This window comes from Camelimonas abortus (assembly GCF_042432745.1).
GTDB classification, from domain to species: domain Bacteria; phylum Pseudomonadota; class Alphaproteobacteria; order Rhizobiales; family Beijerinckiaceae; genus Camelimonas; species Camelimonas abortus.
Map to the genome: position 1 here is coordinate 2,020,790 of NZ_JBHLWR010000006.1, position 23,778 is coordinate 2,044,567.

At 72.4% G+C, this 23,778-nt stretch carries 20 protein-coding genes; 14 read left to right on the forward strand and 6 right to left on the reverse strand.

Annotated features, from left to right (window positions below; translation table 11 throughout):
* The first annotated feature begins 127 nt into the window (after nucleotides 1-127).
* The 8 genes from rpoN to ACFFJB_RS11050 all read left to right on the forward strand — a co-directional run bounded on the left by rpoN (nucleotide 128) and on the right by ACFFJB_RS11050 (nucleotide 8,553).
* Nucleotides 128-1,660, forward strand: a complete 1,533-nt coding sequence (gene rpoN / locus ACFFJB_RS11015) for an RNA polymerase factor sigma-54 (RefSeq protein ID WP_376831410.1) — start codon at nucleotides 128-130, stop codon at nucleotides 1,658-1,660.
* A 138-nt stretch (nucleotides 1,661-1,798) separates the two neighbouring features.
* Nucleotides 1,799-2,407 carry a ribosome hibernation-promoting factor, HPF/YfiA family gene (gene hpf, locus ACFFJB_RS11020; protein WP_376831411.1) on the forward strand — a complete coding sequence of 203 codons (609 nt, stop codon included), beginning with the start codon at nucleotides 1,799-1,801 and terminating at the stop codon, nucleotides 2,405-2,407.
* A gap of 154 nt (nucleotides 2,408-2,561) precedes the next feature.
* Entirely contained in the window at nucleotides 2,562-3,047 is a 486-nt protein-coding gene (gene ptsN, locus ACFFJB_RS11025) for a PTS IIA-like nitrogen regulatory protein PtsN (RefSeq protein WP_376831412.1), read from the forward strand.
* Nucleotides 3,048-3,391: 344 nt separating this feature from the next.
* Complete coding sequence (locus ACFFJB_RS11030; RefSeq protein ID WP_376831413.1) at nucleotides 3,392-5,023, forward strand: fumarate hydratase; 1,632 nt, start codon at nucleotides 3,392-3,394, stop codon at nucleotides 5,021-5,023.
* A gap of 15 nt (nucleotides 5,024-5,038) precedes the next feature.
* On the forward strand, nucleotides 5,039-5,416 hold the full coding sequence (locus ACFFJB_RS11035) for a hypothetical protein (protein ID WP_376831414.1): 378 nt from the start codon (nucleotides 5,039-5,041) through the stop codon (nucleotides 5,414-5,416).
* A gap of 235 nt (nucleotides 5,417-5,651) precedes the next feature.
* Complete coding sequence (aroA, locus tag ACFFJB_RS11040; protein WP_376831415.1) at nucleotides 5,652-7,004, forward strand: 3-phosphoshikimate 1-carboxyvinyltransferase; 1,353 nt, start codon at nucleotides 5,652-5,654, stop codon at nucleotides 7,002-7,004.
* A 15-nt stretch (nucleotides 7,005-7,019) separates the two neighbouring features.
* The gene (cmk, locus tag ACFFJB_RS11045; RefSeq protein WP_376831416.1) at nucleotides 7,020-7,667 is read left to right on the forward strand and encodes a (d)CMP kinase; all 648 of its coding nucleotides are present in this window, start codon (nucleotides 7,020-7,022) and stop codon (nucleotides 7,665-7,667) included.
* A 250-nt stretch (nucleotides 7,668-7,917) separates the two neighbouring features.
* Nucleotides 7,918-8,553: a DUF2939 domain-containing protein gene (locus ACFFJB_RS11050; RefSeq protein WP_376831417.1), complete on the forward strand. Its 636-nt coding sequence runs from the start codon at nucleotides 7,918-7,920 to the stop codon at nucleotides 8,551-8,553.
* Nucleotides 8,554-8,587: 34 nt separating this feature from the next.
* Here the strand turns inward: ACFFJB_RS11050 and hrpB are convergent, their stop codons facing one another.
* Entirely contained in the window at nucleotides 8,588-11,125 is a 2,538-nt protein-coding gene (gene hrpB / locus ACFFJB_RS11055) for an ATP-dependent helicase HrpB (protein WP_376831418.1), read from the reverse strand.
* Nucleotides 11,126-11,462: 337 nt separating this feature from the next.
* Between hrpB and ACFFJB_RS11060 the strand changes: the two genes are divergently transcribed.
* A complete protein-coding gene (locus ACFFJB_RS11060; protein WP_376831419.1) occupies nucleotides 11,463-11,756 on the forward strand; it encodes a con-10 family general stress protein in 294 nt (97 codons plus the stop codon).
* Nucleotides 11,757-11,889: 133 nt separating this feature from the next.
* On the opposite strand, the gene ACFFJB_RS11065 is transcribed toward ACFFJB_RS11060, so the two are convergent.
* The 3 genes from ACFFJB_RS11065 to polA form a co-directional block, all read right to left on the reverse strand.
* Nucleotides 11,890-12,711, reverse strand: coding sequence for a phosphodiester glycosidase family protein (locus ACFFJB_RS11065; protein ID WP_376831420.1), 822 nt, complete (start codon nucleotides 12,709-12,711; stop codon nucleotides 11,890-11,892).
* A 118-nt stretch (nucleotides 12,712-12,829) separates the two neighbouring features.
* Nucleotides 12,830-13,576, reverse strand: coding sequence for a hypothetical protein (locus tag ACFFJB_RS11070; protein ID WP_376831421.1), 747 nt, complete (start codon nucleotides 13,574-13,576; stop codon nucleotides 12,830-12,832).
* Between the two features lie 107 nt (nucleotides 13,577-13,683).
* Entirely contained in the window at nucleotides 13,684-16,716 is a 3,033-nt protein-coding gene (polA, locus tag ACFFJB_RS11075; protein WP_376832658.1) for a DNA polymerase I, read from the reverse strand.
* 245 nt (nucleotides 16,717-16,961) lie between these two features.
* Here polA and ACFFJB_RS11080 point away from each other — a divergent pair, with 245 nt between their 5' ends.
* From ACFFJB_RS11080 to curA, 3 genes are all read left to right on the forward strand, one after another.
* Nucleotides 16,962-17,276, forward strand: a complete 315-nt coding sequence (locus ACFFJB_RS11080; protein ID WP_376831422.1) for a hypothetical protein — start codon at nucleotides 16,962-16,964, stop codon at nucleotides 17,274-17,276.
* A 288-nt stretch (nucleotides 17,277-17,564) separates the two neighbouring features.
* Nucleotides 17,565-18,416: an outer membrane protein gene (locus ACFFJB_RS11085; protein ID WP_376831423.1), complete on the forward strand. Its 852-nt coding sequence runs from the start codon at nucleotides 17,565-17,567 to the stop codon at nucleotides 18,414-18,416.
* Between the two features lie 176 nt (nucleotides 18,417-18,592).
* Entirely contained in the window at nucleotides 18,593-19,609 is a 1,017-nt protein-coding gene (gene curA, locus ACFFJB_RS11090; protein WP_376832660.1) for an NADPH-dependent curcumin/dihydrocurcumin reductase, read from the forward strand.
* A 32-nt stretch (nucleotides 19,610-19,641) separates the two neighbouring features.
* Here curA and ACFFJB_RS11095 read toward each other — a convergent pair whose 3' ends face one another.
* A complete protein-coding gene (locus tag ACFFJB_RS11095; protein ID WP_376831424.1) occupies nucleotides 19,642-20,295 on the reverse strand; it encodes a MarC family NAAT transporter in 654 nt (217 codons plus the stop codon).
* Nucleotides 20,295-21,665 (reverse strand): AmpG family muropeptide MFS transporter, encoded by a 1,371-nt coding sequence (locus ACFFJB_RS11100; RefSeq protein WP_376831425.1) that lies wholly within the window; start codon nucleotides 21,663-21,665, stop codon nucleotides 20,295-20,297. The genes ACFFJB_RS11095 and ACFFJB_RS11100 overlap by 1 nt, the downstream gene beginning before the upstream one ends.
* A gap of 234 nt (nucleotides 21,666-21,899) precedes the next feature.
* Here ACFFJB_RS11100 and arsC point away from each other — a divergent pair, with 234 nt between their 5' ends.
* The gene (gene arsC / locus ACFFJB_RS11105; protein ID WP_376831426.1) at nucleotides 21,900-22,340 is read left to right on the forward strand and encodes an arsenate reductase (glutaredoxin); all 441 of its coding nucleotides are present in this window, start codon (nucleotides 21,900-21,902) and stop codon (nucleotides 22,338-22,340) included.
* A gap of 232 nt (nucleotides 22,341-22,572) precedes the next feature.
* A complete protein-coding gene (arsK, locus tag ACFFJB_RS11110) occupies nucleotides 22,573-23,778 on the forward strand; it encodes an arsenite efflux MFS transporter ArsK (RefSeq protein WP_376831427.1) in 1,206 nt (401 codons plus the stop codon).

Sequence of the window (23,778 nt, forward strand, 5' to 3'; positions counted from 1 at the left end):
CTATGCAACTCGCTTGCGCCTGGCTCGGGCGCCGCCGGAGAGGGCGGGAGCGCCGGCGCCGGCCAGTCCGGCGCCCTCCCGCGACGCCGGCGGGGCCCGGCGAAAGGCGCAGGCAGCGAGGCGCCGCATGTCGCTCTCAGCACGGATCTCCATGCGCCAGGCCCAGAGCCTGGCCCTTACCCCGCAGCTGCTGCAGGCCATCCGCCTGCTGCAGATGTCCAGCCTCGAGCTGTCGGCGTGGGTGGCGGAGGAACTGGAGCGCAACCCCTTCCTTGAAGCCGGCGCCGACGGTGAGGGCGGCGATTCCGCCCCGGCCCCGGCCCCGGACGCGGCGGACGCGCGCCCCTGGGACGCCGGCGAGCTGGAGACCAGCCAGGAGGCGCTGGAGCGCGCTCTCGACGCCCCCCTCGACAATGTGTTCGATCCGGACAGCCCCGGCGTGACCCCGCACGAGGCGCCGGAGCCGGCTGGCGACAGCGCCGTGTGGAGCGGGGCCGCCGGCCCGCCCGCCGGCGACCTGGACGCGCTGGAGCTTGCGGCGGAGCAGCCGGACCTGCGCGAACACCTGCGCCGCCAGCTCGGGCTGACGCGGCTGGACGCAGCGACCCGCGCCGCCGCGCTGGCGCTGGTCGACTCCATCACCCCGGCCGGCTACCTGGATCCGGAAACGGCGCGGGAGCTGGACGCCCTCGCCGCCAGGCTCGGCGTGAGCCGCGCCACGGTGGACGCCGCCCTCGCCGCCGTGCAGCAGCTGGACCCACCCGGCGTGGGCGCGCGCGACCTCGCCGAATGTCTGGCCATCCAGCTGCGCCAGCAGGACCGGCTGGACGCGCCCATGCAGGCGCTGCTGTCGCGGCTTGACCTGGTGGCGAAACGCGACATGGCGAAGCTGCGCCGGCTGTGCGGGGTGGACGAGGCCACGCTCACGGCCATGCTGCGCGAGATAAGGGCGCTGGAGCCGCTGCCCGGCCGGCCGTTCGACGCCGCGCCGGCGACGCCGCTGGTTCCCGACGTGATCGTGCGGCGCGGCCCGGACGGCCGCTGGCGGGCGGAGCTGAACGCAGAGCTGCTGCCGCGCGTGCGCCTGAACCACGCCTGGCGCGCCCGCGCCGCCCGCGCGGCCCGCAGCCCGGCGGAGAGCAGCTTCATCGCCTCCGCCTGGCGCGACGCCTGCTGGCTGGACCGCAGCCTCGAGCAGCGCGCCCGCACCATCCTGCTGGTGGCCGGCGAGATCGTGCGCCGTCAGGAGGGCTTTTTCGGGCGCGGCGTCAGCGCCCTGCGGCCGCTGACGCTGAAGGAGGTCGCCGACGCCATCGGCATGCATGAATCGACCGTCTCGCGCGTCACCATGAACAAGTCCATCGGCTGCGAGCGCGGCGTCTACGGCATGAAATTCTTCTTCCCTGCGGCGATTTCCGCCGCCGGCGACGGCGCGGCCCATTCGGCCGAGGCCGTGCGCCACCGCATACGCCAGCTGATCGAGGCCGAGAAGCCGGACGCGGTGCTCTCAGACGACGTGATCGTGCGGCTGCTGCGCGAGGACGGCGTCGAGATCGCCCGGCGCACCGTGGCCAAGTATCGCGAATCCCTGCGGATTCCCTCCTCGGTCGACCGCCGGCGCATGAAAGCGGCGGCGCGCACGGACGGCCTCGTCGCCTGACCCACCGGGCGCGCCTGCCCCCGCTCATTGACTTGCCCAGGGCGGGTTCCTACGATTCATGACACCGGACGGAACCATCGCAATTCGCCGCTTCGGCGGCGCAGGGCGGCTCCCCGCCCTGCCGCATGGGAGGTTGACATGACGCTACGCGTATCTGGCAAGAACATGGACATCGGCAGCGCCTTCCGGGGCCAGATCGAGGTCCGGGTCAACGCGGCGGTCGAAAAATACTTTGGGGTTCCAGCCTCCGGTCACGTCACGGTCACGCGCGATGGCGGCGCTTACAGGACAGACTGCGGCCTCCACCTGCGCGGAGTGACGCTGGAGTCCACCGGCTTCTCCCACGATCCGGTGATGAGTTTCGACCAGGCGGCGGAGCGCATCGAAAAGCGCCTGCGCCGTTACAGCGCGCGCCTCAAGTCCCGTCAGACCGCGGGCGACGCCCGGACCGGCGTCCTCGCCGGGGAGCGCGACGAAGGCGTCGACGAGGGTCCGACCATTTCCGCCACCGTCTTCGCCCCGCCCGGCGAGGAGGAGGACGGCGAAGAATTTCACCCCGTCGTCGTGGCGGAGGTGACAAATAAGCTGCGGACCATGCCGGTGAGCGAAGCTGTCACCGAACTTGACCTCACCGGCGCGCCCATTCTCCTGTTCAGGCACGCTGGCACTTCCAGGCTGAACATCGTATACCGGCGCAATGACGGGACGATCGGCTGGATCGACCCGAACCTGTCTGACGGGGCGTGACCACATTTGCGGCGCAGGCGAACGGCCGGCGCCGCAGATGCATCGCTCCTGCGGAACAGGCGGTTCGTGGCCCGCGTTGGCCATGGCGCCGGCCTGAACTTGATGGATGTCGCCGGGCGGGCCAAGGTCCGCCCGCCGCCGCTTGTGAGACAACATGCCCCTGACAGATCTTCTGACGCCCGAGGCCGTGATTCCGGCCCTGAAGTGCAACAGCAAGAAGCAGGCGCTTCAGGAGCTGGCGGCGCACGCCGCCACGCTGCTGCCGGAACTGACCGAGCGGGAAATTTACGAGACGCTCGTGCAGCGCGAGCGCCTGGGCTCGACAGGCATTGGCGACGGCATCGCCATTCCCCATGGCAAGCCCGAAAAGCTGGACAGGGTGTTCGGTCTGTTCGCCAGGGCGGAGCGCCCGTTCGATTTCGACGCGCTCGACGGCCAGCCGGTCGACCTCATGTTCCTGCTTCTGGCGCCGGAGAACGCCGGCGCCGACCATCTCAAGGCGCTTGCGCGCGTGGCGCGGGTGCTGCGCGAGCCCACCATGCTGGAGCGCATTCGCGCCACGCGTGACCCGGACGCGCTCTACGCCCTGCTGACGGACGCCAACGCCGCCGCTCCGGCGCCCAAGGTGGCCACCGGCTAGGCCGGCCGCGCCGCCGCGGCGGCGACCCCCACCGGAGCGCGGGCCGCGCCCGGGCGCCCGCGCAGGGCGTGCGGCGCGCTGTCGCCACGCGGCGCACGCCGGCCGGCAATGACGCAGCCCGGCTTTATCAAACCGTTCCGAAGCCTTATGCATGGGCAGCCGCTGGAGCGGCCGGCGCCGGCGGAGCCGCAGGATGCGGTCCGTCGCGACGCCTGTTCCGCCGCCGGACGGGGCGCGTCCCCGTGCGGATGCGGGACATGCCGCTTCCTCTCCCGCACCCGCGCGGCGCGGCGGGGGAAGCGACAGACTCCAGGGGCGCCCTCATGACAGCCAGCGGTAGATCCATGTCTGATGCACCCGGCCTCGCCGCCACCACCAACCTGTTTCCCCTCGGCCCCGACACGACCCCTTACCGGAAGATCACCGGCGAGGGCGTCAGCGTCGAGAAAATCGGCGACCGCGAATTCCTGAACGTCTCTCCGGAAGCCATCCGGGCGCTGGCGGAAGCGGCGTTCATCGACATCAACCACCTGCTGCGCCCCGGCCACCTGCAGCAGCTGGCCAACATCCTCAAGGACCCCGAAGCCACTCCCAACGACCGCTTCGTGGCCTATGACCTGCTGAAGAACGCCAACATCGCCGCCGGCGGCGTGCTGCCCATGTGCCAGGACACCGGCACCGCCATCGTCATGGCCAAGAAGGGCCGCCTCGTGTGGACCGAGGGCAACGACGAGGAGGCCATCGGCCAGGGCATCCGGGACGCCTATCTCAAGCGCAACCTGCGCTATTCGCAGCTTGCCCCGCTGTCGATGTTCGAGGAGAAGAACACCGGCTCCAACCTGCCGGCGCAGATCGATATCTACGCCGAGGGCGAGGACGCCTACAAGTTCCTGTTCATCGCCAAGGGCGGCGGCTCGGCCAACAAGACCTTCCTGTTCCAGGGCACCCCGGCGCTGCTGACGCACGACCGCATGATCAACTTCCTGAAGGAGAAGATCCTGACGCTCGGCACCGCCGCCTGCCCGCCCTATCACCTCGCCATCGTCATCGGCGGCATGAGCGCCGAGCAGAACCTCAAGACGGTGAAGCTCGCCTCCACCCGTTATCTGGACGAACTGCCCACCTCCGGCTCGCCGGAAGGCCACGCCTTCCGCGATCTGGCCATGGAGGAGGAGATCCACAGGCTCACCCAGAACCTGGGCGTCGGCGCCCAGTTCGGCGGCAAGTATTTCTGCCATGACGTGCGCGTCATCCGCCTGCCGCGTCACGGCGCCTCGCTGCCCATCGGCATCGGCGTCTCCTGCTCGGCCGACCGCCAGGCCAGGGGCAAGATCACCCGCGACGGCGTGTTCCTCGAGCAGCTGGAGACCAATCCGGCCCGCTTCATGCCGGACATCGACGAATCGCAGCTCGGCGGCGAGGTGGTGAAGATCGACCTCAACCGGCCGATGAACGAGATTCTCGCCACGCTGACGAAATATCCGATCCGCACCCGCCTGTCGCTCACCGGCCCGATGATCGTGGCCCGCGACCTCGCCCATGCGAAAATCCGCGAGCGCCTCGAGCGCGGCGAGCCGATGCCGGAGTACATGAAGAACCATCCGGTGTATTACGCCGGCCCCGCCAAGACTCCGGAGGGTTACGCCTCGGGCTCCTTCGGCCCCACCACCGCCGGCCGCATGGACGCCTATGTGGACCAGTTCCAGGCGGCGGGCGGCTCCATGGTCATGCTGGCCAAGGGCAACCGCTCGGCCCAGGTGCGCGAGGCGTGCCAGAAACACGGCGGCTTCTACCTCGGCTCCATCGGCGGCCCGGCCGCCCGCCTCGCCCGGGACTGCATCCGCAAGGTCGAGGTGCTGGAGTATCCGGAGCTCGGCATGGAGGCGGTGTGGCGCATCGAGGTGGAGGATTTCCCGGCCTTCATCGTCATTGACGACAAGGGCAATGACTTCTTCCGCGAGCTGAACCTCGACTGAACCATGGAGATCCGCATGCGCCGCCAGAAACGCCTCATGGACCACGGACGGCGCCTGCGGATCCTGCTCGTGCTGGCGGCGGGACTGGCGCCCGTCGCCGCCGCGCCAGCGGCCGCCGCGCCGGCAGCCGCCGCTTCCGACGCCTGCCGGCGCGACGCCGTGGTGCTGCTCTCCGAGGTGCGGCGCGCCCGCGCCGACCTGATGGACGCCGCGACCGGATCGCAGAAGGAGCGCTGCGCCGCCTGGCGCGAGCAGGTGCGCGTGCTGCAGCGCGCCGCCGCCTTTTACCGCCGCTGCCAGAAGGGCGCCGGGCGCGACCGCAACGTGGCCAACGCCATGGCCGGCGTGGCCCAGTACCGGGACGCCGTGCGCGCCCAGTGCGGCGGCGGGTGAAACGGCGCCGGCGCCGCCCGGCGCGCGGGGCGCGCGGCCGCCCACGGGGCGCCGTCTGCGCCGCCGGTCCGGCCCGGGGCATGGTCCCGGGGTTTACCTGGCCAGAAGGTTTACATGGCCCCAGGGTTTACCTGGCCCCAAGGTTTACATGGGGCGGCAAATCCTGTTCCCTGCGCGGCGCAAACCGCTCCCAAGGCGCCCGTCGCCGACTGACAGTGCAAAGCAGGAACAAGCCGTGAGCGCACATCCGACGCCGGTTCCCTCCTTCTCCCGCCCAGGCGGCCCGCTGAAAGGCGCCGTCCGCGTGCCGGGCGACAAGTCCATGTCGCACCGGGCGCTGATCTTCGGCCTGCTGGCCGTGGGCGAAACCCGGGTGCAGGGTCTGCTGGAGGGCGAGGACGTGCTGGCCACCGCCAGCGCCGCCCGGGCGCTGGGCGCGGACGTAACCCGCACGGGCGAAGGCGAGTGGACCGTGCGCGGCGTCGGCGTCGGCGGCCTCACGGAGCCGGCCGGCGTGCTGGATTTCGGCAACGCCGGCACCGGCTCGCGGCTGATGATGGGCGTGGTCGCCGGCCATCCGGTCACCGCCACCTTTGACGGCGACGCCTCGCTGCGCAAGCGCCCGATGCGCCGCATTCTCGATCCGCTCGTGCAGATGGGCGCCCGCGTCGTCTCCGAGGCGGAAGGCGGGCGCTGCCCCATCACCCTGGAAGGCGCGCGCGAGGCGGTTCCGGTCGTTTACGAGACGCCGGTGGCGTCGGCGCAGATCAAGTCCGCCGTGCTGCTCGCCGGCCTCAACGCGCCGGGCAAGACCACGGTGATCGAGCGCGAGGCCTCGCGCGACCACACCGAGCGCATGCTGCGCCATTTCGGCGCGGAGGTGGAGGTGGAGCCACACGGCCCGCACGGCCGGCGCGTCACGCTCACCGGGCAGCCGGAGCTGCGCGGCTCGCACATCGTCATCCCGGCCGACCCCTCCTCCGCCGCCTTCCCCATGGTGGCGGCGCTGGTCGCGCCCGGCTCCGACGTCATCCTTGAGGGGGTGATGATGAATCCGCTGCGCACCGGCCTGTTCGCCACGCTGGCGGAGATGGGGGCCGACATCGAGGTGCTGGCCCGCGCCAGCGAAGGCGGCGAGGAGACCGCCGACCTGCGCGTGCGCTTCAGCCGCCTGAAGGGCGTCGACGTGCCGGCCGAGCGCGCGCCGTCAATGATCGACGAATATCCGGTCCTTGCCGTCGCCGCGGCCTTCGCCGAGGGCGAAACCCGCATGCGCGGCCTCTCGGAGCTGCGGGTGAAGGAATCGGACCGCCTCGCCGCCATCGCCGGTGGCCTCGCCCAGGCGGGCGTGGACGCCCGCATCGAGGGCGACGACCTCATCGTCCGGGGCTGCGCCGGCGACGTTCGCGGCGGCGGGGTGGCCGCCACCCATCTCGACCACCGCATCGCCATGTCGTTCCTGGTGCTGGGCCTTGGCGCCCGCGAGGGCATGAAAATCGACGACGCGGCGATGATCGCCACCAGCTTCCCGGCCTTCGGGCCGCTGATGGCGGGGCTGGGCGCCGACATCGTCATGGGCGGCGACTGACCGGACGTGGAGCTGATGATGCGCGTTCCGGAAGGACTGGTCATCGCCATTGACGGGCCGGCGGCGTCCGGCAAGGGCACGCTGGCGCGCCGCCTCGCCGCCCATTACGGCCTGCCGTGGCTGGACACCGGCCTGCTCTACCGCGCCGTGGCCCACGGCGTGCTGCGCGCCGGAGCCTCGCTGGACGACGAGGCCGCGGCCGCGGCCGTGGCCCGCAACCTGCCGGCGGATTTCGCCGACAACCCGGCGTTGCGCACCAGCGAAGCCGGCCGGGCCGCGTCAAGGGTGGCGGCCTTTCCGGCGGTGCGCGCGGCGCTGGTGGACATGCAGCGCGCCTTCGCCGCACGTCCGCCCGGCGCGGTGCTGGACGGGCGCGACATCGGCACGGTGATCTGTCCGGACGCGCGGGTGAAACTGTTCGTCACCGCGGCGCCGGAGATCCGCGCCGGCCGGCGTCACCAGGAGCTGGCGGCGCGCGATCCCGACGCCTCCTATGAGCTGGTGCTGGCCGACATCCGCAAGCGTGACGCCGACGACGCCAGCCGCGCCACGGCGCCGCTGAAGCCGGCGCCGGACGCCGTGCTGCTGGACACCAGCGACATGGACGCTGACGCCGCCTTCGCCGCCGCCCTCGCCATCGTGGAGCAGGCGCTGGCCACCTGAGGCGGCGTCCCGTCTCCAGACGCGGATTTTGCCTGCGCCAGCGGGCCGTTACAGTGTCTTTCCTGCAAAATGCGCGCCCTTCGCGCGCGTTTTCATGACGCGACGCCGCGCGCGGAGGCCCATTTGCGCCGTTTTCGCCGCTGGCTCCGGCGATCCCGGTGTCGCGTTCCCCTCACGCGGGGTAAACATGAAGCCGTCGCCGATTCGCCTGCGTTGCGGTGAAGCTGACCAGTGAACGGAGACCGTAACCATGCCGGCGTTGCTGCGCTCGTACACGTTCTGGACCGTCGCCCTCGTCGTTCTGGTGCTGGCGTACATGGCCTCGCCGTTCATCGCCGCGGCGCGGCTCGCCGAGGCGGTGCGCGAGCGGGACGCGCCGGCCATCCTGGCCCGCGTTGACCGCGGCGCGCTGGGCCGCTCCATCACCCGCCAGGTGCTGCGCGCCTGGCTGGCGGCGCACCACAAGGAAGACGCCCTGGGGCCGTTCGCGCAGCAGCTCGCCGCCGGCATCGCCGCCAACACCCTCTACCCGGCCCTGCACCAGATGACCTCGCCGGAGACCCTGGCGCAGCTGCTGGAGCGCGGCTGGCCCGCGGAGGGCGAAGGCGGGAAAGCGGCGCCGCGCCTTGGCCTGAACGGCGTTGTCGACGCCTTCCGTCATTTTGACCGGGCGTCCTTCACCGGCGTCAGCCACTTCCGCATCTACATCGACCTCGACGGCGACCCGCAGCGGCGGCTGGGCTGGCGCTTCCGCATCAGCGGCCTGCGCTGGAAGCTCTACGCCATGGACCTCTCGCCGGCGCTGCTGCAGGACATCGTGCAGCGTCTGCCGGCCGCTGACGGCATCAGCATCGAAGGACCGGACGGGCAGAAAAAGGCGCTGTGACCGGCGGCGCCCCGCGCGGCGGCCCTGACGCCGGTCAGGCGGAGGGCGGGCGGCCGGCGCGGCGGGTCGGCGGCGCCGAAGCGGGGTCCTCCGGCCAGAAGTGTTTGGGGTAGCGCCCGCGCATCTCGGCCCGCACCGCCGCCCAGGAGCCGCGCCAGAAGCCGGGCAGGTCGCGCGTGATCTGGATGGGCCGCTGCGCCGGCGACAGCAGATGCAGGACCAGCGGCGTGCGCCCGCCGGCGAGCGCCGGATGCTGCGCCAGGCCGAACAGCTCCTGCACCTTCACCGCCAGCGCCGGCCCCGCCTCGTCGCCATAGTCGATGGCGACGCGCGTGCCCGCCGGCGTCTCGAAATGGGTGGGCGCGCCGCGCTCCAGCTCCTGACGCAGCTCCCACGGCAGCAGCGCCTGCAGGGCCGCGGCCAGGTCATCGGCCGTCAGCTGCGCCAGCGCCGTGCGCCCCTGCAGGAAGGGCTCCAGCCAGGCGCCGTCGGCCAGCAGCGCCGCGTCGGAGAGGTCCGGCCAGGGATTGTCCGGCCCCTCGCCATGGGCGCGGCGCATGAACATCACCCGCTCGCGCCACTGGCGCAGCGCCTTCGTCCACGGCAGAGCGTCGAGACCGACGCTGGCGAGGCCGCGCGCCAGCACGCCGGCGCAGTCATCTTCCGGTGCGGGCGCGGCGGTCTGCTCGGCCAGCACCATGGCGCCCAGCCGCCGCTGGACCCGCACCCTCACCGCCATGGCCTCACGGTCAAAACTGACCACGCGCCGCTCGGCGATCCTTCCGGCGCCGAGGGCCAGCGCCTCCTCCTCCGACAGCGCCGCCGCCAGCAACACGCGGGCCGCGGCGGCCTGGCCCATGGCCTCGGCCACGCAGATGAAGCCGGCGCGGGCGATGGGCCCGCCCGCCTCCAGCCGCACGCCGCGGCCATTGACCATGTGATAGAGGCCGTCGCGGCCACGGGCGCGGGCGATGCGGTCCGGATAGGCCAGGGCGAGCAGCGCCCCGACGGATGGCTCCGCCAGCGCCGGCGCCGCCAGCGCGCCGGCCGTCTCCGGGGCGCTGGCGAGACGCGCCGCCAGCTTCGCCCAGCCCTCCGCCATGCGGCGCAGCGCCGCGGCGCGCGGCGAGCGGTCGCGCTCCACGCGCTCCAGCCGCTCCTGCAGGTCGACGCCGTCGCCCCCCGCCCCGCGTTCCGACAGCACCGCCGCCGCCAGCGCGGCGCGCCGTTCCGCGCCCATGCGGCTGGCGAGCAGCAGCATGCGCGCCAGCCGCGGCGGCAGCGGCATGCGGCTGAGCGCCTGGCCAAGCGGCGTGATCCGCCCTTCCGGCGAAAGCGCGCCGATGTCCCTGAGGAAAGCGGAGGCCTCCTTCAGCGCCGGCGCCGGCGGCGGATCGAGAAAAGCCAGCGTCGCGGGATCGCTCACCCCCCAGGCGGCGCAGTCCAGCAGAAGCGGCGCCAGGTCGGCGGAGAGGATTTCCGGCCGGGCGCAGGGCTCCATGCCGGCCTCCGCCGCCTCCGCCCACATGCGGTAGCACACGCCCGGCTCCGTGCGGCCGGCGCGGCCGCGGCGCTGGTCGGCCGCGGCCCGCGACACGCGCACGGTCTCGAGCCGGGTCATGCCCACCGCCGGTTCGTAACGGGGAACGCGCGTGAGGCCGCTGTCCACCACCACGCGCACGCCCTCGATGGTGATGGAGGTCTCGGCCACCGGCGTGGCCAGCACCACCTTGCGGCGGCCAGGCGGAGCCGGGGCCACGGCGCGGTCCTGGGCGGCGGGCGGCAGGGCGCCGTAGAGGGGCGCAACGTCCACGTTGGCGCCCCCGGCGCCGGCGAGCCGCTCCGCCAGCGCCCGCTGCGCGCGCAGGATCTCGCCCTGCCCCGGCAGGAACGCCAGCACCGAGCCGTGATGGGCGCGCAGCGCCCGCATGACCACGTCGGCGACGTCATCCTCCAGCCGCAGCTCCGGCCGGCGCCCCACCCAGACGGTCTCCACCGGAAAACTGCGGCCGGCGCTCTCCAGCACCGGCGCCGGCCCGCCGCCCGGCCCGCCGACCAGCCGGGCGACGCGGGCGCCGTCCAGGGTGGCGGACATCACCACCAGCCGCAGGTCCTCCCGCAGCGCGCCGCGGATCTCCAGGGCGAGGGCGAGGCCAAAATCGGCGTCGAGCGAGCGCTCGTGAAACTCGTCGAACATCACGCAGCCGACGCCGGCGAGCTCCGGATCGTCCAGGGCCATGCGGGTGAACACACCCTCGGTGACCACCTCGATGCGGGTGCGGGCGCTCACCCGCGATTCCATGCGCACGCGCAGGCCGACGGTCTCGCCCACCTGCTCGCCAAGCGTGGCGACCATGCGCGCGGCCGCGGCGCGCGCGGCGAGCCGGCGCGGCTCCAGCAGCACGATGCGCCGGCCCTCAAGCCATGGCTCGTCCAGCAGCGCCAGCGGGAGGCGCGTGGTCTTGCCCGCGCCGGGCGGGGCCACCACCACCGCCACGCCGGCCTCCGCCAGGGCGCGCCGCAACGGCGCGACGGTCTCTTCAACCGGAAGGGTGTCTGGGCGCTTCGTCACGAGCCGTCACCTTGTACATGCCTGTCCCGTCGCACGGAGGTGGCGCAGGCGCAGGCGCATTGTCAAACCGGCGCCGGAACCTTGCGTCAGCCCGCAAGATCCCGCGGCAGCCGCAATGTGATGTGAAATATTTTTGGGAACCAAACGCGTCCCTGGCCGTTATCGTCAACACGACGCCGCAGCCGCCGCGCAGCGCCGCCGCCTCCCCTGCTGCGGCGCGCGCGTCTGACCGGCGCCGGCGGCTGTGACGCCAGCCGCCACACGTTTGACGAAACCCCCTCTGCGCCGGGGAGCGGCGACGCCTCCCGCGCAGACGCAGCTTGAAGGTGACGGGACGATGACGTCGACGTCGGAAAACAGCGGCAAATCCCGGCGGGGCTTCGCCTCGATGGACCGGGAACGTCAGAAGCAGATCGCCAGCAAGGGCGGCCGGAGCGTGCCGGAAGAAAAACGGAGCTTCTCCCGCAACCGTGAGCTGGCGGTGGCCGCCGGGCGCAAGGGCGGCAAGAACGTTCGCCCGGAGGCGCGCAGCTTCTCCCAGGACCGGGCGCTGGCCTCAAGCGCCGGACGCAAGGGCGGCAAATCCTCAAGCCGCGTGGCCTCCCGCGACGGCGGCGCCGAAGCCAGGTAACGGCGCGGCGCGCAACGCCAGGCGAACCGCCGCCTGCCGTCCATATGCGCCGCCAGCCCCCGCGGCGCCGGGCATGGCAAGTTCCCCGCGCCGCCGGCGCGGGCTTTTGTTGCGCGTCGGCGTCCGTTGCCCGTCAGCGCCGCGCCGGCGCGCCGGCGCGCGGAAACACGGCGATGATCGGCCCCACAGGATACAGCCAGTCGCGCCGGCCGAGCTCCGGCGCGTAAATGCTGGAGACCGTTCCGTCGAGATAGAGCGCGCTGGAGACGCCCAGCCCGTCGCGGAACAGGCGGGCGAAGTCATGGAACCGCACCGGCTCGTCGGAAATGGCGAAAACCACCGTGTCGCCGCGCACGCCGACGCCGTTGCGCATTTTCAGCGAATCACTGTCCGGCCGGAATTTCGGATTGATCCGGCCGTCAATGACCAGCATCGGCCCGGACTGGGTGGCGAACAGCGCCTTCGGCTTCGCCCGCGCATAGGCGGGCGTGGGCAGCACGCCCGCGCCGGTGGCGGTGACGAAGAACACGCCGTTGGGCTTCATGTGGAAGTTGCCGCGGCCGTCGCGCTGGTTCAGCGGCTGCAGCTGGCGGCCGTCCTCCACATAGAGTCCCACCGGCGCGCGGTCGTCCCGATACATGCCGCCGTTCATGGCCATGAGCAGCCCCGCGCCTTCCGCACTGGCGGCGAACCGGCCGAGCCGCCCCCAGGGCGCGCCGTCGGGACCGTTGAGGACCATGCGGATCTGGTGGCGGTCGCGCTTCGCCTCGCACACCACATAGCCGGCCCCGCCGAAGGTCAGGTGGCGGCAGAGCGGCGGCGGCGCAGCCACGGCGCCGGCGAGACAGCCGGCAAGGACCAGCGCGGCGGCGCCGGCTGCGGCGCAGCCGCGCGTCAGCCGGCGCAGTCCGGTGACGATGGCGGCGCGCGCCCGGGCGCAGGGCGTCCCGCTCATGTCCACAGCCTCCTGTCGCGGCCTGACGTCCCGGCCCTCGCCCGGCGCGGGGCCGCGGCCTCCTGCCCGCGGCGCGGCCGCAGTCCGCCCGGGCGCAGGGCGCATTCACGGTGAGTCATCAGCTGCGCATCTGCTCCAGCATCCGGCAGAGATCGGCGCGGATGGTGCGCCGGGCCAGGGCCTGTGTCTGCCGCGCCTCCTCGGCGTCGTTGAACCGGGCCGGGGCGCGTGAGCCGGGAACCACGGTCAGGCCGCCGCCAGGCTTCTCCTCCACGCGGGTGCGCGGATCCTGCATGGCCTGGGCCAGATCCTCGGCCCCGCCCAGGCAGATGAAGTCGTCCCTGTCGCGCAGCGCCGCCGTCGCCTGCTCCAGCTCCAGCGCCCTGTCGATCAGCCGCTCGCGCCGCGCCCGCGGCAGCGCCGCCGCCCAGGCGTAAGCCTGCTCGGCGAGGTCAAACAGCTGTTCGCTGCGCCGCACCGGCGCCGAGGGGTCTGCGCAGCGCGGCCCGTCGATGGTGAGCACCGCCATGGTGTACAGCGCCACCAGCGCCGCCTTTTCCCGCAGCGCCGGCTGCTGGCGGGCGGGGGCGTTCAGGGCGGCGCGCATCAGCTCGCGGCTGTAAACGAAGCCAAGATAGGCGCTGGCGCCTTCGCGCAGGCGCCGCTCCTGCCATGCCCGGGCGGCCGCGCCGCGGCCGGCCAGATATTCCCGCTCCAGCGCCTCGCCCAGGGCGACATAATCGCGCGCCGCCAGCAGCGCCTCGAAGGTCCGGGCGGGCTCCTGCGCGGCGCGCGCCAGCCCCGCCGGCGCCGCGACGCACAGCGCCAGCAGCGCCGCGGCGCGGATCACGCCGGCGCGGCGCATGGCGGCGCGGGCCTCCGGCTGGAGCGACGGAACGGGCGCATCTGCAGTTCTCCGGGACGGATGATCCGACATGGCGGGACGGACGCCGCCGGCGGGCCGCCGGCCCGTCAGTGCGCCTCCTCCCAGTTGTCCGCCGCGCGCGCATCCACCTGCAGCGGCACGGACAACGATACCAGAGGCAAGGGCGCCTCGACCATCACCTTGCGGGCGATCTCGATGGTGCGCTCGCACTCGTCGACCGGCGCCTCGAAGATCAGCTCGTCATGCACCTGCAGCAGCATGCGGGCGCTGAGGCCCGCCTCCGCCAGCGCCTGGTCCATGCGGGTCATGGCGCGGCGGATGATGTCGGCGGCGCTGCCCTGGATGGGGGCGTTGATGGCCTGGCGCTCCACCGCCGCGCGCTGGGAGGCGTTGGACGAGGCGATGTCCGGATAGTGGCAGACGCGGCCGAAAATGGTGGTGACGTAGCCGCGCTCACGGCACTGCCTCCTGGTCTCCTCCATGTAGTCGCGGATGCCGGGGAAGCGCTCGAAGTAACGGCGGATGTACGCCCCCGCCTCCTCGCGGCCGATGCCGAGCTGGGCGGCGAGGCCGAAGGCGGAAATGCCGTAGATGATGCCGAAATTGATCGCCTTGGCGCGCCGGCGCACCAGCGGATCCATGCCCTCCACAGGCACGCCGAACATTTCCGACGCGGTCATGACGTGAATGTCCACGCCCTCGGCGAAGGCCCGCTTCAGCTGCGGAATGTCGGCGATGTGGGCGAGCACACGCAGCTCGATCTGCGAATAGTCGGCCGAAACCAGCCTGCGCCCCGGCGCGGCGATGAAGGCCTGGCGGATCTTGCGGCCTTCCTCTGTGCGCACCGGAATGTTCTGCAGGTTGGGATCGGACGAGGCCAGCCGCCCGGTGGTGGTGGCGGCCAGCGCGTAGGACGTGTGGACCCGGCCAGTGACCGGATTGACATAGCCAGGCAGGGCGTCGGCGTAGGTGGACTTGAGCTTGGCCAGTTGGCGCCAGTCAAGAATGCGCCGCGGCAGCTCGTATCCCTCGTCGGCCAGCTCCTCGAGGAAGCGGGCGCCGGTGGCCCACTGGCCGGTGGGCGTCTTGCGGCCGCCGGGCAGGTTCATGCGGCCGAACAGGATGTCACCCAGCTGTTTCGGCGAACCGATGTTGAACTTCTCGCCAGCAAGCCCGTGGATCTCCTCCTCCAGCCGCGCCAGCGACCGGGCGAAGTCCGCGGAGAGGCGCGCCAGCATGGCCCGGTCGATGGCGACGCCGCGCGCCTCCATGTCGGCCAGCACCTGGGGCAGCGGCCGCTCCAGGGTTTCATAGACATGGGTCTTGCCCTCGGCGACGAGCCGCGGCTTCAGCACCCGCCACAGCCGCAGGGTGACGTCGGCGTCCTCGGCGGCGTATTCGGCGGCGCGGTCGATCTCCACCCGGTCGAAGCTGACGGCGGCGCGGCCGGAGCCGGCGACGTCGCGGAAGCTGATGCAGTCGTGGCCGAGCAGCGCCTTCGCCAGCGCGTCCATGCCGTGGCCGCCCGGCGCCCGGCCGGCGTCCAGCACGTAGGACATCAGCATCACGTCGTCATAGGGCGCGACGCGCAGGCCGTAGCGGCCGAGCACCAGCAGGTCGTACTTGACGTTCTGGCCGACCTTGAGCACCGCCGGATCGGCCAGCAGCGGCTTCAGGCGCGCCAGCGTCTCCCCAAGCGGCGCCTGGCCGGGCCGGAGCCCCTCGCTGAACAGGTCGTCGCCGCCGCGGTGACCCAGCGGCACGTAACAGGCCCGCCCCGGCGCCGTGGCCAGCGACACGCCCACCAGCTCCGCCGACATGGCGTCGAGCGACGTGGTCTCGGTGTCCACGGCCACCACGCCGGCCTCGCGCGCTTCGGCGATCCAGCGGTCGAGCTCGTCCAGACCGGTGACCGTGCGGTAGGCGCTGCGGTCAACGGGCGTCCCCGCCCCCTCCTCGCGCCGCGCCGCCGCCAGCTGCGCCGGCGCGCCAGGGCCCGCTCCGGGGGAGGCCCCGGCCGCCGCGCCGTCCGCGTCGCCCTCGCCGGCCGCGGCCTCGCCGGCGCCGCCGGCGTCGCCGGCCATCAGCGCGCGGAGCTCCCCGATGGCGGAGCCGCCGGGAGCCAGAGCCGGATCGGGATCGATCGCGGCCGGATCGACGTCGAACAGCTCGGCGGCGCGCTTCACCAGCTGGTTGAACTCCATGGCCTTGAGGAAGGCAACCAGCCGCTTCGGATCCAGCCCGCCGATGCGGTGGTCGGCCAGCGGCACGGGCGCCGGGGCGTGGCGGTCCAGGGTGACGAGGCGCAGCGACAGGCGGGCGAGACCGGCGTTGTCCAGCAGCGCCTGGCGGCGTTTCGGCTGGCGGATCTGCGGCGCCGCCTGCAGCAGCGCCTCCAGCGAGCCGTATTCATTGATGAGCTGCGCCGCAGTCTTGACGCCAATGCCGGGCACGCCCGGGACATTGTCGGAGGCGTCGCCCACCAGCGCCTGCACGTCCGGCACCAGCTCCGGCGGCACGCCGAATTTCTCGATGACGCCCTCGCGGTCGAGCCGGCGCTCCGGCCGGTAGCCGGGCCGGCCGCGCACGCCGGATTCGAAATCGTAGAAGGTGACGCCGTCGCCCACCAGCTGCATCAGATCCTTGTCGGCGGAGACGATCAGCGTCTGGGCGCCGGCCTCGGAGGCCTCGCGGGCATAGGTGGCGATGATGTCGTCCGCCTCCCAGCGCGGCATCTCCACCGGGGTGAGTCCGAAGGCGCGCACCGCCTCGCGCATCAGCGGAAACTGCGCCGCCAGCTCCGGCGGCGGCTCCGGCCGGTTGGCCTTGTAAGGCGGATAGATCTCGCGGCGGAACGAATCCTCGGACTTATCGAAGACCACCGCCATGATGGTGGGCTTCACGCCCAGGACGCCGTCGCGCACGAACTGCAGCAGCTTGGCGCAGAACAGCCGCACCGCGCCGGTGGGCAGGCCGTCCGACGGGCGGTTGTTGTAGCGCCTGTCCTGGTTCATGGACTGGAAATAGGCGCGGAACACAAAAGAGGAGCCGTCGATCAGCAGGACCTGATCGTCGGGCGTCAGGGCGGGGGCGGCCCCCGTGGCGGCGGATGCGGTCATGGCGGGAGTCATAGCAATTTCCGGCCGCCCCAGCCATCGCCCCGCGGCGCCCGTCCCCGGCCGGGCGCCCGCCGCGAAAGACGCGCCAGAGGGCGCGGCTTCAACGACAATTGTTCGCATTACGCAACGTCATGCCGGCTCCGCTGCTTGCACGGGGGCGCCGGCGCGCCGACATGATGCGTGCGCCCGCCCGTCTCCGGCCTGTCCGGCGCGGCGGGCGCCCCAACCTGCCGGGAGCCTCCGCCATGTCGCTGGCGTCACCATTTTCATCCCGTGGACATTCGCCGGACCGGAGCCGCGCGCGGCGCATCCTGTCCACCGGCCTGTGCCTGGCGGCCGTGGCCGGCTTCGCCGCGGCGGCGGACGCGGCGCCGGCGCGGCGCGCCCCCCACGGCCAGTCGCAGCCGCCCGCCACGCAGCAGGCGGGACCACGCGGCGAAGTGTTCCTGAACGGACGCTGGGTGAGCGACGCATGGTGCGACGCCACCGTGCCGGGCCCGAACGGCGGGCCGGCCGGCCCCGGACGCAGCCTGTGCGACGCCAGCACGCCGCGGCGGTGAGCCCCGCGGCCTGGCCGCGCCGGCCGCCGCATGACGTCGCATGACGCAAGGTCATGTAGCGCGGCGCACATGACCGGACCGCGCCGCCGTTTTTCACGCCATGGACACGAATTGCGCGCATCTTGCGCGCCGTCCTGGCGAATCCCCATGTTACGTCAGGCAGGCTGCGGAAAGGCGACGCCCTTTCCGCACGCACATGCACGCTTCACGAACATGTTGATCTGGTAGATCCGTATTGTATCTGGAGTCCAGCGCCATAACGGCGCGCATCAGGGGTCTCGATACATCATGAAGAAGCTGTTCCTCTCAGCGTCGGCCGCCGCCGTCATGATGGCGTCCGCCGCCGTCGCCGCTGACCTGCCGTCGCGCAAGCAGGCTCCGGCCGCTCCCGCTCCGGCTCCCACGTTCAACTGGAGCGGCTTCTACGCCGGTCTCAACGCCGGCGCCGCATGGACCAACAGGCATGGCGGCCAGGCGGCGTTCGCCGCCAGGCCGGACTTTGGCGACGCGCCGGTCCAGGCCGCCGTCGACGCGGTGGCCAGGGAGGCGAAGACCGGTTTCACCGGCGGCGCCCAGATCGGCTACACGCACCAGTTCGGCCAGTTCGTGCTCGGCGGCGAGCTCGACTACAACTGGACCAATTCCGGCCGCTCGGCGGCGTTTGGCGCCGGCCTGTCGGTGACCGAGCCGTTCTTCGGCTCCGAGGTGCGGCAGACCTACGGCGCGGCCGGCGCGGCCCGCTCGAAGCTGACCTCGTTCGGCACGCTGCGCGCCCGCCTCGGCGTGCTGGCGACGCCGCAGTTCCTGCTCTACGCCACCGGCGGCGCGGCGGCCGGCCAGATCCGCAACTCGGCCGCATTCGACGCCTGGGCGGACATCGACATTGACGGCGTTCACGTCGACCGGGCGGAAATGTCCGCCGCGGCGCGCAAGACCAGGACCCGCTGGGGCTGGACGCTGGGCGGCGGCGCCGAATACGCCGTCACGCCCAACTGGTCGGTCAAGGCCGAGTATCTCTATGTGGACCTCGGCGACCACAACCATGTCATCGCCACCGCGGCGAACGACGGCGTCGACGCCGCCATCCGGCAGAAGCACCGGATGCATGTGGTCCGCGCCGGCCTCAACTACCGCTTCTGACCGTCCCGGACGGATGGTCCCGTCACGCCCGGCCATGCGCCGGGCGTTTTTTGTCGGCGCCATGCGCCGGCCTGCGCCCGCTTCAGGCCGCCTTGCGCGCCGGCGCGGGGCGTGGAACCCTCCGCGCATCGCGCAACAAGAACAGGGGGCGCGCAGGCGCCCGTTCAGGGAGAAACATCATGACCGTCAACCGCCAGGTGATCATGGCCTCACGTCCGGTGGGCGAGCCGAAACCGTCCGACTTCGCCGTGGTCGAGAAGCCGGTCCCGCAGCCCGGCCCCGGCCAGGTTCTGGTGAAAACCCTCTGGCTGTCGCTGGATCCCTACATGCGCGGGCGCATGAGCGCGGCGAAATCCTACGCCCGCAGCCTGGAACCAGGCGACGTCATCGTCGGCGGCACGGTTGGCGAGGTGGTCGCCTCGCAGAACGGCTCTTTCCGCCCTGGCGACATCGTGCTCGGCTACGCCGGCTGGCAGGCCTACGGCCTCAGCGACGGCTCCGACCTGCGCAAGATCGACGTCTCCTCCATCCCCATGCAGCGTTATCTCGGCGTGCTCGGCATGCCGGGCATGACCGCCTACACCGGCCTGCTGAACATCGGCCAGCCGAAGGCGGGCGAGACGGTGGTGGTGGCCGCCGCCACCGGCGCGGTGGGCGCGGTGGTCGGCCAGATCGCGAAGATCAGGGGCGCGCGCGCCGTGGGCATCGCGGGCGGAGCGGAGAAATGCCGCTTCCTGCTGGAAGAGCTGGGCTTCGACGCCGCCGTGGACCACCGCGATCCGGACATGCCCGCCCGGCTGAAAGAGGCCTGCCCCAACGGCATTGACGTGTATTTCGAGAATGTCGGCGGCGCGGTGTGGAACGCGGTGTTTCCGCTGCTCAATGATTTCAGCCGCATTCCGCTGTGCGGGCTCATCGCCCATTACAATGACACCGAGGCCCCGCCCGGCCCGGACCGTCTGCCGGGCTTCATGCGCCAGGCGCTGACGAAACGCATTACGCTGCGCGGCTTCATCGTCTCCGACTTCAGCGCCGACGCGCCGGCGTTCGAGCGCGACATGAGCCAGTGGCTGCGCGAGGGCCGGATCCGCTACCGCGAGGACATCGTGGAGGGGCTGGAGAACGCGCCGGAGGCGTTCATCGGCCTGCTGCGCGGCCGCAACTTCGGCAAGCTGCTGGTGAAGGTGGCGTAAGCGCGGGCGGCGGGCGGGCGCGCCCCGCCCGCTCACGCCATGGCGCGCATGAAGCCTTCCACGCCCGAGAAGATGAACTGCACGGCGATGCAGGCCAGCAGGAAGCCCATGATCTTGGTGATGGCCTGGATGCCGTGATCGCCAAGAAAGCGCGACAGCCACCCCGCCGACAGCAGCGTCGCCCACGACAGCAGGCAGGTGATGGCGACGCCCAGCAGCACCACCAGGTGGCCGGACAGCTGCTGGCCGGACGGAATGTCCGCCCCCAGGGTCATCACCAGGGCGATGGAGCCGGGCCCCGCCAGCGTCGGCATGGCCAGCGGGGTGAACGACACGTCCACTTGGGCGCGGCGGATGTCCTCGGCGCCGCCGCGCACCGTGTCCGCCTCGGCGTCGCCGGAAAACAGCATGCGGAAGGCCAGAACCAGCACGATCAGCCCGCCCGCCACCCGGATGCCCGGCAGCGAAATGCCGAAGGCGTCGATGATGGCGTTGCCCAGCAGCAGGAAGCCGGAGAGGATCGCCATTGAGTAAAGCGCCGCCCGCGCCGCCTGCTGGCGGCGGAAGCCCTCCGGCGCGTTGCGGGTGAGGCTGAGAAACAGCGGCGCCGCCGCCACCGGATTGACGATGGGCGCCAGGCTGGCCACCACCAGCGCCACCTGCTGCGCCGCCTGGGCCGGATCCATCAGGGCGCTCCTCCGGCCGCGCCGGCGGCGGCGCCGGCGACGAGCCCGCCCTGCCCGTCAGCGGCGGCGGGCGCGTCTTCAGCGGCCACGGCGGCGCGACGCTCCAGACGCCACACGATGAGCGACAGCGCCGCCACCGGCAAGCCGACCAGCGCCGTGAGCGTGAAGAAGGCGGGATAGCCCAGCGCCTCCGCCAGCCAGCCGGAGACGCCGCCGACGAACTTGCCCGGCAGCGCGTACAGCGAGCTCAGCAGCGCGTACTGCGTGGCCGCCATGGCCGGAGAGGTCAGGCCCGACATGTAGGCGATCAGCGTCGAGCCGGCGAAACCGCTGGCGAAATTGTCGAGACTGATGGCCAGCACCAGCAGCGTCAGGTCATGCCCCTGCGTCGCCAGCAGCGCGAACATCAGGTTTGAGGCGGCCGCCGCCACGCCGCCGAACACCAGGCACGGCATCACGCTGAAGCGCGCCGAGGCGACGCCGCCGGCGAAGGCGCCGAGAATGCCCACCCACACGCCGAACACCTTGGACACGCTGGCGATCTCCGACTTGGTGAAGCCGGCGTCGATATAGAGCGGGTTGGCCATGACGCCGGCGACGAAATCCGGCAGACGGTAAATGGCGATCAGGGCAAGAATAAAGACGAGGGCGACGCCCTTGCGCGCGGCGAGATCGGTCAGGGGGGCGATGATCGCCTCCCGCGCGCTCGCGGCCCAGCCCCGGCGCGCCGCCGCCAGCGGCGGCGCCTCCGCCACCCGCGGCGCCAGCAGCGTCGCGCCCATGCCCACCAGCATCAGCGCCGCCATGGCGAAATAGGCCGCGCGCCAGTGGACGAAATCGGCGACATAGAGCGCGCCCGCGCCCGAGCACAGCAGCGCCAGCCGGTAGCCCAGCTGGTACACCGCCGCCAGCATGGCCTGCTCGTCGCGACCGGCCGCGTTGATGCGCCAGCCGTCCACGGCCACGTCCTGGGTGGCGCTGGCGAAGGCGGTGACGAGCGCGCAGGCCACCAGCCCGGCCAGCGACCGCGACGGATCGGACAGCGCCACGCCGCACAGGCCCGCCGCCACCACAAGCTGCGACAGCAGCAGCCACGCGCGCCGCCGCCCCAGCCAGCGCCCCAGCAGCGGCGGATCCAGCCGGTCCACCGCCGGCGCCCACAGGAACTTGAAGGAATAGGCCAGCGCCACCCAGCTGAGCATGCCGATGCTGGCCAGCGCGATCCCCGCCTCGCGCAGCCACGCCGACAGCGTGCCGAACACCAGCAGGAAGGGCAGCCCGGAGCTGAAGCCGAAGGCCAGCATCAGCAGGTGACGCCGGTCGGCGAGCGAGCGGAAGATGGCGGCGTATTTTTCGCGAATCGCAGGCATGACGGAATTCTGACGCCCCGGACGGCGGCGATCGCCTCCCGGGCGGGGAGGCGGCGCCTGACGAAACCAGCCCCCCGGTTTACGCCCGGGGGGTAAAGGAGGCGTAGCCGCCCGCAGGACGGAGCGCCCGGCCGCCTGGCCGCCGGCGAGCGTTCCGGCCGCGGACATGGCATGATCCGCCGGACGCCACCCCCTCCCCCCCGCGGGGAGCCAACCGCCAGGAAAGGCCGCGCCATGACCGGGCAATCCGCCTTCGACGTCATTGTGTATCACAATCCGCGCTGCGGAACCTCACGCACCGTGCTGGAGCTGGCGCGCAACGCCGGCGTGGAGCCGCATGTCATCGAATATCTGAAAACGCCGCCCACCCGGGCGATGCTGGCGCAGCTCGCCCGCCGGGCGGGCTCGGCGCGGGCGCTGCTGCGCGGGAAGGAGCCGCTGTGCGCCAGCCTCGGCCTGCTGGATCCGGCCTGCGACGACGGCGCCGTCCTCGACGCCATCGCCGCCCATCCCGAACTGCTGAACCGGCCGGTGGTGGTCTCGCCGCTGGGGGTTAAGGCCTGCCGCCCGGCCAGCCTCGTGCTGTCGCTGCTGCCGCCGCAGCAGGGCGAGTTCATCGCCGAAGACGGGGAGCGGCTGGTGGACGAGGCGGGACGGCCGGTGCGCTCCGCCTGAGGCGCGCGCCGGCGCCAGAATGCGCCGGCGTCAGGACAGGCGTGGATGGCGCCGTCATGCCATGCGCGGGGCGCATGTCAGTCTGTCCGCCATCCTATTGCCATGCGCGCAATTCTTTCACAGAAGGTGGCCGCCGCCTGAGGCGACCCGTCCCGCCGCGCCCTGTCCGTGCGGGCGGCTTCCACAGCCGCCATGCGCCTTCCGTCGCGCCTGGCCTCCGGAGACTGTCATCTTGCGTCTCACCCCTGAGGTCGTTGCGCTGGGCATATCCCAGATCATTGGCTACGGCACGCTCTACTACAGTTTCGGCGTGCTGGCGCCGCAGATGTCCCGTGATTTCGGCTGGAGCCTGGAGTGGGTGTTCGGAGCCCTTTCCGCCGCCCTGCTGGTCAGCGGCTTCGTCTCGCCGGTAGCGGGGCGGTGGATCGACCGGCTGGGCGCCGGGCGCATCATGACCATGGGCTCCCTCGCCGCCGCGGCCTCGCTGGTCGCCTGCGCCATGGCGCCCTCCGGCATGGCGTTCGCGCCGGCGCTCACCGCCATGGAGGCGGCCTCGACCCTGGTGCAGTACGGCGCCGCCTTTTCGCTGCTGGTGCAGCGCACGCCGGCCACCGCCCAGCGCGACATCGTCTATCTCACGCTGTTCGCCGGCTTCGCCTCCACCATTTTCTGGCCGCTCACCGCCTGGCTGAACGGCTTTTTCGACTGGCGGCGCATTTATGTGGGCTACGCCGCCATGCACGTGCTGGTCTGCCTGCCGCTGCACGCATGGCTGGCGCGCCGGCCGCCGCGCCCGCAGGAGGCCCGGCCGGAAGCCCCCGCCGCCGGCGGCCCCGCCGCCAGCCGCAGCGGCGACCTCGCGCCGGAAGACCGCCGCGCCGGCTTCGTGCTGATGACCGTGGCCTTCGCGCTGGTAAGCTTCATCCTCTCGGCCATCCTCATGCACATGATGCCGATGCTGGACACGCTCGGCCTCGGCGCGGTGGCGGTGGCGGTGAGCGCCTCCTTCGGCCCCTCACAGGTGATCAGCCGCATCCTGAACATCATGTTCGCCCGCGACATGGCGCAGACGCACCTGTCCACCATCGCCGCGGCGGCGCTCGCCCTGGGGCTGGTGGTGCTGGCCTGCACCGCCCCGTCGTTTTACGGGGCGGTGGCGTTCGCCGCGGTGTTCGGCGTCGGCAGCGGCCTGTTCAGCATCGTCAGCGGCACCCTGCCGCTGGAGCTGCTGGGCCGCGACGGCTACGGCGCGCTGCAGGGCCGGCTGATGTCGGCGCGGCTGATCGTCGGCGCCGCCGCCCCCTTCGCCTTCGCGTGGATGATGCAGCAGCTGGGCGCGATCGCCGCGCTGCTGGTCACCAGCCTCACGGGCGTCGTCGCCGTCGGCTGCCTCGTGCAGACGGCGCGCCTGCGCGCCCGCGGCCGGCGCGGCGCGTAA